The following is a 13,991-nucleotide window of genomic DNA, read 5'->3' as shown; positions in this document are numbered from 1 at the left end:
TGACAGATATCTTTTGCCCCGGCGGCTTGATGATCCCGAACTCATCGGATTTTGGACGATCGACGAGTTTCTTGGCCTGATCATCCCGTTCGCCTGGGGCATATTAGCGCAGCATATTTTTGTAGGAATCGCACTAGCATTTGTCGCCTGGTTTGCCCTTCGAAAAGCAAAATCTGGCGGTGCGAACGCGCAGCTCCTTCATGCTGTCTACTGGTATCTGCCCGGATCATTTCTGGGATTGAAAGCGACGCCGCCCTCCTATTGCCGACTTCTGGCCGGTTGAAGGAGGAGAAGATGGAAGCACAAATAGCACATCAATCGGCGCAGCGTCTGCTCCGGCAACGCAACTGGCTTGCGCTCGCAGCCGCAGGGCTAGCGGTCACCAGTCTGGCCGCCATTGCAGCTGGATCAATGCAGTCACGTGAAATCGTGCTGGTACCTGTGACCGGACAATCGCTGACTTTATCGAGCGCAGGCGTGTCCCATGAATATTTGGAGCTCGTCACCCGAGATACCGCTCTCATGCTGCTCAACCGTAGCCCTGAAGGGCTTGATTACTGGATGGAACAGATTCTCAAGCTAGCCGATCCCAGTGCCCATGGCCGCCTCAAATCAGAATTGGTCCAAATCGTTTCCGAACAACGCGGCTCCGATATTGCCCAGGCGTTTGTCATCCGTTCGCTCGTCATCGATCCGAAAGAACTCAAGTCTGAAGTGACCGGAACGCTCAAGACGTTTGTCGGCGCGCAGGTAATCGCCAGCGAGGAGCGCAAATTTATCTTTAGCTGGACCTACTCAGGCCTTCGGCTTGCGCTGACCGGTTTTGCGCAGGTCCCAACCGAGCGCGATCAACAAATTCAGCAAAAATCAATCGAAAAGGATGCCTCGTTATGAGCAGCATATTAACATCCCTGCCCGCCTGTCTTGTGGGCGGCGGCATGGCGAGCATCAGCTGGGGCGTTACGCGGCTTCCCGATACAGGGTTCAAAACTCTTGGCTTGGCATTACTTATTACCGCACTTTCGGTCAGCGCATCACCCGCTTTGGCGGACCAGTTTATCGAGGCGGCGGACAATGCAAAGATTGACTGCACATTATCGCGCGATGAACTCACGCGCATAGCGCTGGTTGGTGACGAATTTTCCAGCGTTTCAAAAATCGCTTCGGGCTATCCCTATAATGATTTCGGGGTGACCCATGAACCGGTGCGCGGCGATATCTATATTTCCGTACCGCCCAGCTTCGCCAGCGACAGCGTTAGTTTCTTCGCCACCAGCAAACAGGGTTTTGTCTATAAATTTGCCTGCCACACGGCCCCTGTTGAAGCGCATCAGCTTTTTATAACCAATCCCGCCCTTGCAAAACCGGAGGCGGAGACTTGGGAAAACGAAAGAAGCGAAGAGCAGACCATCATCGCTTTGGTCAAAGCGGTGGCGGAGGGGAAAGCGCCTCCCGGTTATAGCGTGCGCCAGCGGATGACGCGCCCGGTTCGAACCGGATCCATCGAAGTCCAGCTCATCGCGGAATATCGCGGAGCTAATTACAACGCGCAGCAGTTCATTCTCACCAATCGCGGAAAAATAGCAGTCGAGCTCAATGAAGAAGAGCTCGCACCAAAATCCGCGCGCGCAATTTCCTTTGCCCAAAACACACTGAAAGCCGGAACAAGCACATCGGCCTTTGTTGTCACCGCGACCCGGGGGGCAGACCAATGAGCGACGTCAAAACGGCAACCCAAATTCCGGACATAGAGGCAGAACCCGGACATGCGCGCGTCGGCCTCAACAAGAAGATCGCGCGCCGGCAAAATATGCTGCTCGCCGGTATTGGCAGTCTCGCGCTGATCGCAGGCGGTTGGTTTCTGTTTGCAGGTGATGGCGATGAAAAAGGTACGCAAGAAAGCGGCATAGTGACCATTGATGCTGGCAGTCTGGTCAACCGCAATCTTTCCCAGCGCGAGTTTGTCGCGGCTTATGAAAACCGGCTTAATAAACTTACCCAGGATCAAAAGGCTCTCAAGGAAGCGCAGCTCCCTACACGCGAGATAGAAGATAAGATTGAAGCTCTTCGGCTTGAGAACAGCGAAATGCGCACCAACGGGCAAGCGGCTATCGATGCGATCTCTGCGGAAAACGCGGGTCTAAAGACGCAGCTGGAAGAGAAAGCCGCAACACCGCCGCTGGCGACACCGCCGACCTATGGGCCGCAGGCAAGCGATTTTAACCGCCAGTCGTCATCGCTTGGATCACCCGATGGTACAGAAATCACGCCTGGTGGTTCTCCATCCGGCGCAGTCAAAATACTCAATTTCGGAAGCACCGAGCAGGGATCAAAATCTTCCAAGAAGCGCACATCTGAAACATCACCGCTGCTGGTTGAAGACAGCCCGGAATATCTACCACCCAATAGCTATGCACCGGCAAAAGTTATTGTTGGCGTTGATGCCTCGGTCGGGGTTGCCAGTCAGAGCGACCCCTTGCCGGTGGTACTCAGGATTACCGGCCCTGCCCGTTCGGTGGTCAAAAACGGCAAATTGCTTACGACAAATATCACTGGATGCATCGTCAACGGCGCGGCTCGCGGCGATCTCTCGGCTGAAAAAGTTTATGTGAAGCTTGCGCGTATGACCTGCGATCAGCCCGGCGGGCGGGTCGCCGTCAGCGAGGTTAAAGGCTTTATCAGCTTTGCCGGTAAATCCGGCGTGCGCGGCCGCGTTGTCAGCCGCGAAGGCAATCTTGTCAGTCAAGCCCTGCTTGCCGGGATTGTCGGCGGGTTTGGGCGCGGCTTTTCCGCCAATGCCAACGGCATATTTTCCGGTCAGATTGGCGCGGACGGGAAACGCGATAGCCTTTCGGGCGCGGACATATTGACCGGCGGCCTTGGTCAGGGCGCTGGCGATGCCGCCGATACCGTCTCCAAATATCTCATCGAACGAGCCGAACAATATCAACCTGTCGTCGAGATGCCGACCGGCATCGATGTCGAGATCGTCTTTCTCGACGGCGTCCATGTAAGGAGTGAAAAAAAGTGATCTTTTCCAATTTCAAAACCGAGATACGGAGTTTCAAGTCTCGGGCCGCCGCCATTACGCTTGCCGTCGCAAGCGGCGGGATGGTTTCGGGCCTTGTTGCAGCCAGCTTCATCTCGGCTCCAGCCAATGCCGCTGCTGTACTCGAGGATGTCAGAACGGCAATCGCACTGCGCCTGCCAAAAACACCCATTACCAGCCTCACCTGCAAGGGCTTTGGCGGCCTGTGCGAAGTCGTATCCGAAAAGACATTATTCTATATTGATGAACGCGCGCGCTACCTATTTGTCGGCCGTCTGTACGACATGGAAAGCCGGGCCGACCTGACGGCGGCCAAACTGCTGGAGCTTAATCCGCAGCTGCTGGTCGCAGGTTCCGCGCGTGCAAATGACAGTGGACCAACGGCCTCAAAACAGCCAGCTAAAGAACGCGCATCCAAAGTTCCCGTCGCAGACTTAAAGCCATTGGGAGCCATCCATTGGGGGGCCAAATCCGGCCCCAAACTCATCGTCTTTTCGGATTTCAATTGCAGCTATTGCAAGCGGCTGACGGCTGAACTCAAAAAAGCACGCGTGCGCGTCGAAGAGCGGCCCATTTCGATTTTTGGCGAGAAGAGCCGGAGACTGGCCGAAGCGGTGATTTGTTCGCGTGATCCTGCAAAGGCGCTGCATCAAGCCTATTCCGGCGAAACGCCAAAACCACAAAAATCATGCGACACATCGGGTCTCGATGCCAATGAGGCCTTTGCAAGCAGCCACGGTTTTTCCGGGACGCCGGTCATGGTGCGCGCAAGTGACGGCGCGGTGCTCGAAGGGTATCGCAGCGCTGCCGAAATCCGCGCGTTCCTTGGCTCAAATGCAAAAGGTGCAAAATGACGCGCGCGCGCTTTCCATTGGGCTTGTTTGCGTTTTCATGCGTCTCACTGTCATCCTGTGCTAGTCTGGGCAGCAATATTAGCGGCAGTTTTGATTGCAAGGCGCCGGGCGGTAGCTGCACGCCAACGTCGCAAATTGATGCAGCGGCGAGTGCCGCAATGCTCGATCAACCTCAGCCAAATGGCAGGCGGAGTCTGATATCGGCGGCGCAAACCTCGCGGACCGGCGAGCGTGTTCTGAAAATTGTCTTTCCCGGATTTGTCGATGCATCGGGCAATTTGCATGAAGCCCGCAGCGTGCACGTCGTCGCAAGATCTCCCGACTGGGCTGCCACATTGGCTAGTGGTGATACTAATATCGCCAAGCAAATGGCACGCGATATCTCAGATCAAGCCAAGCAAGCATCCAAAGACAATATCAGTGGCGTTCTTAACGCAGACGATAGCACCGTCGAAACGCAGCCGGACATTACAAGCGCCGTTGATCCATTTCTCAAAAGTTCATACAATTTGCCCTCGCGTGGTTCGTACCCCTTGACCGTGCGAGAGGCAATTGCCGGGGCAAACATGCCGGCAATCGAGGGGTTCGATGGGCTCCCTCCCCCAGCAAGTCGAACCCCTCACCCTGTTTTGAGAGCAATCACGAAAGATGGTTTTCCGAGCATTGAAGCCATCGAAGCCGCCAAGATACGCGGGGCCCAAAAACGGCCTGGCGAGGAGAAGGGACGATGAACTTCTCCATTCCATCTGCGCGCGCAAAACTGTTATCGGGCCTGTTTGGTGATCAGCAAACCGCTGACCATCAAAGACCGAGCATCGCGCTCGACATGCTTTCAGACTGGCTGCCGTACCGGGTGTTTGATACCGGACCGCGGCTGTATCGCAACGCGCGTTCCAAGGGGTTTATATTGTCGGCCGCGCCACTGATTGGCGCGGATGAACGCACCGGTGAAATATTGGGGCAGTTTTTTTCAGAAGGCATGCCCGAAGGCGCGTGCTTGCAGATTTTACATTTTGCCAGCCCGCGCATTGGCCAGGTAGTCGCCCCGTGGTTTGCCAAGCGCTACGCACAGGGCGGCGTATATGAAGCAATGGCGCGCCACAGATCAAAAAGGCTTTATGATCTGGTCTGGGAAAGCGGATCTGCCCATGCGCCGTTTCATGCCCGCTGCCATAATTTGGTTATCTCGCTGGGCGTTCCAGACACCGCAAACATTGATGACAATGAACTTGCGCAGTGCCGCGACGGGCTTGTCGGCGTACTGACGTCTCTTGGCATTGATGCGGGTGAAATGGAACCGCAGGAACTCATCGCGCTCGTTGATGACCTGACTTCCCCCACCACAGCGCCGCAAGAAGACCGAACCGTTTACAATCCGCTCGATGATATTGCCAGCCAAGCCATCCGCCGGGATATTGAGCTCGAAGTTGAAGATGACCGGATGATCCTGCGCACCGAAAGGTTCCGGGAAATTGGCCGAAGCGCTGATGGCACGCCGGAAATTGGCGCAATCTATCCCGATGCCTTTGACATCCGGCATTTTGGCGTCAGGCAAATGCCTGAACGATGGGCGCCTTGGGAATGCGCGCGGCTCATCGGCGACATGTTCACCGACAAATTGCGCTTCCCCTGCCCGGCTGCGACCATGCTTTGTCTGGTCTACCCCGACCGCGAGGGTGCCTCGGCAAAAGCCGGTTTCAAATTCATGCGCACAACCAGCCTCAGCCAATCCAAGAGCGCGCGGTTTCTGCCCAAGCTCGCCCAGCAATCGTCCGAATGGAGCCATGTCCAGGCAGAATTGCAGGCTGGCAAACGCCTCGTGCAACTGTTTTATGGCGTCACCAGCTATTCGCCGCTTGGCCTTGGCGATGCTCATGAACGCTCGATCAAAGCGATCTATAAGGCCGCTGGTTGGGATTTGGCCGACGAGCGCTTTCTCCAGCTCCAAGGTCTGATCGCCGCCATGCCCATGACACTGGCCGATGGTCTTGCCCATGATCTTAAACGTCTAAAGCGGCTTAAAACCATGCTTTCGACTAGCGCGGCTCATATTGCCCCGTTGCAGGGCGAATTTCTGGGCGGGCCGCTCCCGCATCTGCTGCTGGTCGGTAGGCGCGGGCAGCCATTCTACTGGTCGCCGTTCGAGAATGACGCGGGCAATCATAATGTGGCGATCTGCGGCAAATCCGGTTCGGGTAAATCGGTGCTGCTTCAGGAAATGTGCGCAAGCCTGCGCGGCGCCGGCGCAAAAGTTGTTGTTATCGATGACGGGCGCTCGTTTGAACATTCGGTTAAATTGCAGGGCGGGCGATTTGTAGAATTTACCCTCAAATCCGGTTTCTCGCTCAATCCCTTCTCGATGATTGATGATGTGCGCGCTGCCGAAGACGATGATTATAAACTCGACTGCATCGCAATGATCAAAGCGATTGTCGGTCAAATGGCGCGGCACAGCGACCGGCTTACCGATACCGAACGCGGTCTGATCGATCAGGCGGTTACAACAGTTTGGGAAGCGCTTGGCAGCGGCGGCACGATCAATGACGTGGCAGCAGCATTCGCGGGCATTTCCAATCCTGTCGCCGATGATCTGGGCGTTGCCATCGGACCCTATATGAGCGGGGGTAGCTATGGCGGCTTTTTTGAAGGTCAGGCCAGTATCGCGCTCGATGATGATTTTACCGTATTTGAGATGTCTGATCTAGCAACGCGCGAGGAGCTGAGATCGGTCATTCTGTGCGCTATCATGTTCATGACCAGCCAGGCGATGACCCAGAGCCCGCGCAGCACCAAGAAATTACTTCTCATCGATGAAGCCTGGTCGCTCCTCAAAGGCGGCTCGATGGGAGAGTTTGTTGAAACCTATGCGCGTACTGCGCGCAAATATGGCGGCGCGCTGGCTACCGCCACGCAGTCACTCAATGATTATTATAAATCGGACGGCGCAACCGCAGCGCTCGAAAATAGCGACTGGATGCTGGTGCTCCAGCAAAAGCCGGAAACCATTGCTGATTTCCGCAAGAACGACCGCCTCGACATGGATGATCGCACTGAAACGCTGATCCGCAGTTTGAAACGTTCGGGCGAGGAATATAGCGAGGTCTTTATCAAAGGCCCGGAAACGCAAGCGATCGGCAGGCTAGTTCTTGATCCTTATTCCGCCTGTATCTATTCTTCTTCGCCCGATGTTTATGCTGCGATCGAAGCTGAGCAGGAAGCGGGTGCTTCTCTGGCACAGGCGATTGCCCGCGTGTCCGGTGTCGGCGCCGACAATCGGAAGGGTACTTAAAATGCCTGACAAAACCGATACGCTGTTTGATTCTTATCTTTTCCTTGGGACAAGCAAGGACTTGCGCTGCAAAGGTTCGCCGTTTCCGGTGCGACAGTGTTTTCAAACCTCTTGCTACATTATGCTGGAAGCATCGCTATTCGCAATAAGCTCGGTCCTGATGGCCCTCGGCCTGCCGCTGTGCTTTTTCCTGCTGCTATCCGGTTGGGATTTGCTCGGGCTGTTCGCGCATCTGGACAATTTGAGCAGCCGCTACCTCGAAGCGGACGGGGTGCGCAGATTGGCGTTTTCCAGCGATCTTAAAATCATGTTCTTTGGGTCTACTGCTCTGATCGCGGCGCTTCGGATACCGAGATTCATTGCCCGGATTACCGATGATTTTCCCGAAGGGAGGGAGGGATGACCAAATCAGCACTATTAGAGCATCTACCAAGCGGGCGATCCGTTATCATGGTCCTACTGGTAACGGCTTTGGTTTTGTGGATCATCTGGGTCAGCTTGCGTCTGACCCAGCCCAATGGACAACAAATTGTTCAGGTCCATATGTCCGAGATCATGCGCGATTTCGTTGACGCAGAAGCAAAGGGTGATGCTGATCCCGAAGTCACCCGGCAAGAAATTGCCCGGTATCTCCAAGCAACCGAAGCGGCGGTGGATGATTTGGGCCGTAGTGGACATGTGATTTTGGTTGCTGAAGCCGTGCTTTCAAAAAATACGCCGGATGCCACGTTGCAGCTTAAAAACAGTATCGCCCAAAAACTCGAAACCGACAGCCGGGAGAAACCGCAATGAGCGCTCTCATATCCTGCCTGAAACGTCCGATCATTTTGGCAATGCTGGTGGCGATCCCGTTTCTCTATGCGCCGATAGCCAAATTCAGCGACAACCATGCGTTACTTATCAACGCCTCTCCCAGCCTCCCCAATTGGGCATTCTGGCTGGACAAGAATTTTACCCCTTCTCGGGGCGCGTTGATATTTTTCGAGCCACCGCGTTCAGAACTGCTCAACACCCACTTTGGCGCGAAGCCGCAGATTTTTGGCAAACGGATATTGGGTATGCCGGGCGACCGGGTTCGCCATGACGGCAAAAATGTCTTCATCGATGATCATCTTGTCGCGCGAACCAAACCCAAAACCCGCAAAGGGGTCGCGCTTACCAAAGGCCCTGAAGGCATCATTCCGGACGGCTGCTATTATGTTGGAACGTCCCACAAACATGGCTTTGATAGCCGCTATGGCGAGATCGGTTTCATTTGTGCGCCCCGGATTATTGGCACCGGGAGGGCAATATTGTGAACAGACTAACTTTGCCTTTCCTCATTGGAGCCTTGCTGTCGACACCGGTATTGGCGCGCGACTATGGCCAGCAGGGTACTCATTTCCCAATTATTGAACCGGATTTACTCGAACAAATTCAGTCGCGTCTTCAGACCATGGACAAGAATGGCGACATTGACCGGCTGAACCAGAAACTCAAAGCGCGCACCATCGCAAGGGTAAACCGGCCTAAACCCGTTGCGGGGTTGATCAGAGCAGAAAAATCCACAACGCGCCTGTTCGATCCGACCATCACATTGCAGGCCGATATTTTTGGTCATGATAAACGCAGGATCTGGGCCAAAGGAACCAGGGTCAATCCCCTCGATACCGTTCCTCTGCGCGCGGCATTGATATTTCTAGACGGCGATGATCCAGCCCAGCTCGAATGGGCATTTGCGCAAAAATCAAAGACTGCGAAACTCATTCTGACGAACGGCGCGCCGCTCAAGTTGATGAAAGCGCGCCAAAGGCGATTCTATTTTGATCAAGGCGGAAAACTGACCGCGCATTTCGATATTAAAGCACTACCGGCGATGGTCGATCAACAGGGCCGGATGCTGCGCATCCGGGAGTTTGCGCTGTCCAAAAAGCGGAGGCCAACCCAATGACAAAAAGCTTTTCAAAAATATTCAGATTTAAGCCCGCATTACTATTATGTCTGCTGGCATTCAGCTTGCTTGTCTCAGCCCCGGCTCGCGCCGATGCGGGGCCGGGCCGCTGCACCGGTAAATTTGTCAATCCGATCACCGATATCTGCTGGTCGTGTCTTTTCCCGCTGTCGATTGGCGGCCTTGATATCTGGCCATCAAGCAGACCTGATCCTAAAAATCCTACCTTGCCCGTTTGTCTGTGCGGAATACGACCCGGCATTGCCATGGGGTTCTGGGAGCCGGTCCGGCTTGCCGATGTCAGCATGAAGCCATGGTGCTTTGTCAATCTGGGCGGGCTCAAGATCGATCCCGGGTTTGACATTGGATATCGTTCAATCTCAGGGCCATCGGCCATTGGCGGCGCGAGCCAATATTATTCCAGTTGGCATGTGCATTGGTATGCCTATCCGCTGATCTACTGGATGGAGATTGTTGCTGATTTTCTCTGCCTTGAAGCAGGCTCGGTGGATATTCTCTATATTTCCGAGATTGATCCGCTGTGGCAAGACAGTGAACTTACCGCGATCATTAATCCAGAAGCGGTGCTTTTTGCTAATCCGCTGGCGCTTGCCGCCTGCGCTGCCGACTGTGTTTCCGCCACAGTCAATCTGCCGCGCGATGAACTCTTCTGGTGTGCTGGCTGTCAAGGATCAATGTATCCAATGAACGGCAATGTCTCTGCCAGCATCGGCCATGTTCAAGCCTCGCGGCTCGTGCTGTCGCGCTTTGCTTTCAAATTGCACCGCCAATTGGTGTCTTGGGGAACCATGGGCAAAAAAGGTCTGTGCGGTAAATATCTCATGCCGATCATGCGCAAGCAGCAATACCGCCTGCAGGCAACCAATCCCAATCCTGCGACCAAGGGCCGCTATGCCTGCCCGCCCATCGGAGCCTCCACCACCTTTCAATCTGCCGGACAGGTCATTCCCGCCATTGGCGAGGAGATGGGCTATCTCGTCTGGCGCAAACGGAATTGCTGCGCGCTATGAGAAACACAATTTCCTTTTTCCTTTTGTTCGGGGCCACTTGCACGGCGGGTTTCGCCGCCGCGCAAAATCAAAACTCGGAAGCCCTCGATATTGAGTCCATTCGTGCTTCGGCCAAATCCTATTCCGCCGAGGCAGAAGCGCTGGCTGAAAATGTCCGCATGCGCAGCGGAGATTTGCGAGATGAAGCCCGTCAGACCCAAGACCAGGCAAGGGCTAATGGCGAGCGATATACGAAGACTGTCCAGCGGAAACACAGAAACAACGACAACAAAAAAGACGAAGTCTTTGATTTCGAGCGGATGATTTCGGACCATGCAAAAATGGCCCAGGCCAATCTCGGCGACGCACCGCGTTTCATTGCCTTTGCAAGTCTGTCGATGCCGCCCCAGTCTTTGAAAAAACTCGTTCACGACACATCAGCGGCAGGCGGGGTCACGGTGCTGCGCGGTTTCCCCGGAGGCAGCGCCAAACAGCTGACAAAAATGCTCACCGCCATGGCATCAAACGGCGAGCAATTATCCGCGCTCGGTATTGATCCCAGGCTATTTCGCGCTTTCGATGTCAAGGCTGCGCCCAGTTTCGTCATGGTCTCCTCCGATTTTACTCTGTGCGACGGCTTTGACTGCAAAGGTGCGGTCCCACCCCATGACCGGATGACCGGCAATGTCAGCGTAGAATATGCGCTGGAAACATTTGCGGGCGGCGCTGGTCCGGGATCGCGTCTCGCTGCGCTGCACCTTGCCCGCCTGAAGAAGGAGCGCTGAGCGATGAAGTTTTTGAACACAATTCTACTCGCCGTCATGATCATCAGTTTCTCCGCAGGATCACTACTGGCCGCGCAGGACCGTGAGGCGGCGAGAGAAGAAGGAAAAGCTTTTGCTGGCAAACAGCAGAAACGCGCGCGCGCAAATGCAAGCACGCAGCCTGATGCTTCGCGTATTCCCGGCTACACATCAAATCCAGCTGAGGCCGATTATGCCAATAATCCGGAACGTATTGAAGGCGATGCGCGGGCTGCAGCGCGCAGCCACGAAGGCATGAAAGCGATTAAGGATTCCAATACCCGGCGGGCTAAGTTTGAGATAGATGAAATCAAAGCGGTCACTGCTCGGTCTAAATCGATCAACGAAGACCCGCTTGCCTATACCAGCGATATGGAAGTTAGCGGAGCGGAGGGGCGCTGCGTTCCGCTTCCACCTTCTCCCGGATCGCCGGGCCGTTATACAGCAACCTGCAATAGCGGGGTGGCGCTGGAAGAAACAAACGAGAGCTGCAGCATCTATCTGGATGTAAGCGTCGAAGCGCGGACCCAATATCATTATCTGTGCAGCTACATCAGCCCATATGGTTTTGGCGGCGTCCCTTCTTGCGAGATATTTAACGCAAATGGATGCCGTAGGACCGGATTACGTCCAGGACCATGTTTGCAGTGGCATGACAACGGATATGGCCCGAGATACTGCGTTGAACCCGGCGAGCCCTATGTTGAAATGAGCTGCAGCGCGCCTGTCGCGGGAGAAACGCCCTACGCGACATCATCTGAGAACATTATTCAGGAAAACAAAAATGATGCCGCATGCCGGACTTTCGCCGAAGATGCAGATTGCGAGCAAACAGCCGAAACTTGTAGCGACAGCGACCCGGAAACCCGCATCATAGACGGAGTGCCGGTGACAAAACCCTGTTGGGCATGGGAGCGGGCCTATCAATGCAATGCGCGGCGCGCTGCCAATGATTGCGAGGAACTCGACAATGATCCGGCTTGCCAGTTGCTGCGGCAAGATTGCCTGAGCGAAGATAATCCCTGTTCAACGATAGAGCGCGTTTATGATTGCCCGCTTCCAGATACGCAAGGCTCAGGCAACCAGTATATTTGTGACGGCGATGTCTATTGCATCGACGGATCATGCGAGACAATCGAACGTACGCCCAATGATGAGTTCAAAGATGCCGCTGTTGCCCTCCATGCGATGGACGATGCGCGGGGACAATTTGATCCGGACACATTGACGCTTTTCAAAGGCGAGCGCGAAACGTGCGGCTCGAAAGTCTTTGGCGTACTTAACTGCTGCAAGGGGAAAGGCTTTCCGCTTATTCCCGGTATCAGTCTGCTGGTTGCGCTGGGCTGCAACACGCAAGAGATCCTCCTTCACCAACGCGATGCAAATGGACTGTGTGCCTATGTCGGCAGCTATTGCTCGAAGAAGATCCTCGGCATCTGCATCACCAAGAAGAAGGCATATTGCTGCTTCACCTCGAAATTATCGCGTATTTTGCAGGAGCAAGGCCGCGCGCAGCTTCCCAAGCCCTGGGCACGCGCGAAAGACGAACAATGTCATGGATTCTCGATTGAGGAATTCGCGCAGCTTGATCTTTCAAAAATGGATTTTTCCGAAATCTACTCTGAATTTACCGAAGCTGCCCGCCTGCCCGATGAACTCGAAGCGGCCAATGACATCCAGCAGAAAATTCAAAACTTCTACGAGAGATCAGGCCCATGAAGAACAACTTAGCCCGAAGGTTTCCCCTGCCCTTAGCGCTCGGCGGCTTGGCCGTGCTTGTCCTTGCAATCGTGTTTCTTATTGACGCCGCCATCAGTCCGGCATTTGCGCAAGGCGCAACATCCAATCCAATTGACCCACCAACCAATACCGCGCGAACCAGCGCGGATGAACTCTACTGCGAGAAGCGCCGGCTAGGCTACTGGTTCTATTGCACCAAACCAAAGCCGCCTGAAATGGAAGCGCTGCCGCCAGAACCACAGACAAGCGCAAGCGAGAAACTCGATGCGGTCACGAAGGAATTGCGCGAGCTTAAAGCCAAAGCCATTCTCGAACCAACCCGCGAGAATGTTATCGCTTATATACGCTTCCAACGCGAACAGCTCGACCGCGCGTCGCTGTTTTCGGACGTTTGGCAGCGCGCGATCTGGCAGCAACCCGATCTGGATTACACGCTCGAGCGCCCGGTTTCCACGCTGGCCAAAAGACAGTGGCAAGATGCGCGAAGCGCTTCGCGTGATACCGTCATGGCCAATCTGGGGAAACGCTACGGGCTGTTTTACTTTTTTGCTCAGAGCTGCGGAGCCTGTGAGGTCATGTCGCCAATCGTAAAATCAGTATCGGGTCGCTGGAAACTGACGGTCCGCGCCATCTCAACCGATGGCGGACCATCGAAGCATTTCCAAAATTACACCGTCGAGACCGGGCAACGCGTGCGCATGGGATTGAAGCCTAAAATTACCCCTGCCCTGGTGCTTTGGGATAGCGCGCAAAGCCGGGCCATCCCGATTGGCTACGGCATCATCTCAGCGGATGAACTGCAGGACCGTATTTATTTGCTCACATCAAAGGAAGCCGGACATGATTATTAAAAAAGCAATCGCTACGATTGCAGCCGCAAGTCTAATCATCGCTCCCCTTTCTGCCAATGTCGGAGACAGTATGGACCGGTTCATGGATGATATGGGCGGCGCTGCCAATGTCACCGGACCTACCGCATTCGAGGGCCAGTCGGCGGGCTATTATAGTCTCGGTAATGTCTGGACGCGCTTTCCCCAGAAGACGACCAATATTGCAAACTTGCAGCTACCCTCTGCCAAAGCAGGCTGCGGCGGTATTGATATTTTTGCAGGTTCGTTTTCATTCATCAACGCCAGCGAAATTGTCGCGATGCTCAAAGCCGTGGCGAACAACGCGGTCGGCTTTGCCTTCAGCCTCGCCATCGACACGGTTTGCCCGGAATGCTCGAAGATCATGCAGGAGTTTTCGCAAAAAGCGCAGCTCATGAACAATCTCAATATTAATAGCTGCGAAATGGCGCAGGGACTGGTGGGCGG

16 protein-coding genes are annotated in these 13,991 nt (G+C 54.7%); all 16 read left to right on the top strand.

What is annotated here, in order from left to right; all coding sequences use genetic code 11:
* Window positions 1-283 (top strand): type IV conjugative transfer system protein TraL (gene traL / locus ACN0WW_RS16805; protein WP_417614168.1); only part of this gene is annotated, 283 nt, incomplete at its 5' end.
* 11 nt (window positions 284-294) lie between these two features.
* Complete coding sequence (locus ACN0WW_RS16800; protein WP_089132065.1) at window positions 295-894, top strand: type IV conjugative transfer system protein TraE; 600 nt, start codon at window positions 295-297, stop codon at window positions 892-894.
* Window positions 891-1,715 (top strand): type-F conjugative transfer system secretin TraK, encoded by an 825-nt coding sequence (locus ACN0WW_RS16795; protein WP_089132064.1) that lies wholly within the window; start codon window positions 891-893, stop codon window positions 1,713-1,715. The genes ACN0WW_RS16800 and ACN0WW_RS16795 overlap by 4 nt, the downstream gene beginning before the upstream one ends.
* Window positions 1,712-3,031, top strand: coding sequence for a TrbI/VirB10 family protein (locus ACN0WW_RS16790; protein ID WP_089132063.1), 1,320 nt, complete (start codon window positions 1,712-1,714; stop codon window positions 3,029-3,031). Before ACN0WW_RS16795 ends, ACN0WW_RS16790 begins: the two co-directional genes overlap by 4 nt.
* Window positions 3,028-3,903, top strand: a complete 876-nt coding sequence (locus tag ACN0WW_RS16785) for a DsbC family protein (protein ID WP_236554118.1) — start codon at window positions 3,028-3,030, stop codon at window positions 3,901-3,903. The genes ACN0WW_RS16790 and ACN0WW_RS16785 overlap by 4 nt, the downstream gene beginning before the upstream one ends.
* Window positions 3,900-4,634, top strand: a complete 735-nt coding sequence (locus ACN0WW_RS16780; protein ID WP_159647808.1) for a hypothetical protein — start codon at window positions 3,900-3,902, stop codon at window positions 4,632-4,634. Before ACN0WW_RS16785 ends, ACN0WW_RS16780 begins: the two co-directional genes overlap by 4 nt.
* Window positions 4,631-7,192, top strand: coding sequence for a type IV secretion system protein TraC (gene traC, locus ACN0WW_RS16775; protein WP_089132061.1), 2,562 nt, complete (start codon window positions 4,631-4,633; stop codon window positions 7,190-7,192). The genes ACN0WW_RS16780 and traC overlap by 4 nt, the downstream gene beginning before the upstream one ends.
* Window position 7,193: 1 nt before the next feature.
* Complete coding sequence (locus ACN0WW_RS16770; protein WP_089132060.1) at window positions 7,194-7,595, top strand: hypothetical protein; 402 nt, start codon at window positions 7,194-7,196, stop codon at window positions 7,593-7,595.
* Window positions 7,592-7,984 carry a TrbI F-type domain-containing protein gene (locus tag ACN0WW_RS16765; protein ID WP_417614164.1) on the top strand — a complete coding sequence of 131 codons (393 nt, stop codon included), beginning with the start codon at window positions 7,592-7,594 and terminating at the stop codon, window positions 7,982-7,984. Before ACN0WW_RS16770 ends, ACN0WW_RS16765 begins: the two co-directional genes overlap by 4 nt.
* A complete protein-coding gene (locus ACN0WW_RS16760; RefSeq protein ID WP_417614162.1) occupies window positions 7,981-8,490 on the top strand; it encodes a S26 family signal peptidase in 510 nt (169 codons plus the stop codon). The genes ACN0WW_RS16765 and ACN0WW_RS16760 overlap by 4 nt, the downstream gene beginning before the upstream one ends.
* A complete protein-coding gene (gene traW / locus ACN0WW_RS16755; RefSeq protein WP_417614160.1) occupies window positions 8,487-9,122 on the top strand; it encodes a type-F conjugative transfer system protein TraW in 636 nt (211 codons plus the stop codon). The genes ACN0WW_RS16760 and traW overlap by 4 nt, the downstream gene beginning before the upstream one ends.
* Window positions 9,119-10,153: a conjugal transfer pilus assembly protein TraU gene (gene traU, locus ACN0WW_RS16750; protein ID WP_417614158.1), complete on the top strand. Its 1,035-nt coding sequence runs from the start codon at window positions 9,119-9,121 to the stop codon at window positions 10,151-10,153. The genes traW and traU overlap by 4 nt, the downstream gene beginning before the upstream one ends.
* On the top strand, window positions 10,150-10,917 hold the full coding sequence (gene trbC, locus ACN0WW_RS16745; protein WP_089132057.1) for a type-F conjugative transfer system pilin assembly protein TrbC: 768 nt from the start codon (window positions 10,150-10,152) through the stop codon (window positions 10,915-10,917). The genes traU and trbC overlap by 4 nt, the downstream gene beginning before the upstream one ends.
* 3 nt (window positions 10,918-10,920) lie before the next feature.
* The gene (locus ACN0WW_RS16740; protein ID WP_089132056.1) at window positions 10,921-12,654 is read left to right on the top strand and encodes a conjugal transfer protein TraN; all 1,734 of its coding nucleotides are present in this window, start codon (window positions 10,921-10,923) and stop codon (window positions 12,652-12,654) included.
* A complete protein-coding gene (locus ACN0WW_RS16735) occupies window positions 12,651-13,526 on the top strand; it encodes a conjugal transfer protein TraF (RefSeq protein WP_089132055.1) in 876 nt (291 codons plus the stop codon). The genes ACN0WW_RS16740 and ACN0WW_RS16735 overlap by 4 nt, the downstream gene beginning before the upstream one ends.
* A partial coding sequence (locus ACN0WW_RS16730; RefSeq protein WP_417614155.1) for a conjugal transfer protein TraH occupies window positions 13,516-13,991 on the top strand: 476 nt, incomplete at its 3' end. The genes ACN0WW_RS16735 and ACN0WW_RS16730, both read left to right, overlap by 11 nt.

Origin of the sequence: Parasphingorhabdus sp. (assembly GCF_048269865.1) — a bacterium.
Classification (GTDB): domain Bacteria; phylum Pseudomonadota; class Alphaproteobacteria; order Sphingomonadales; family Sphingomonadaceae; genus Parasphingorhabdus.
The sequence above is the reverse complement of the archived record's forward strand: the minus strand, read 5'-3'. Positions and strand labels throughout refer to the sequence as shown.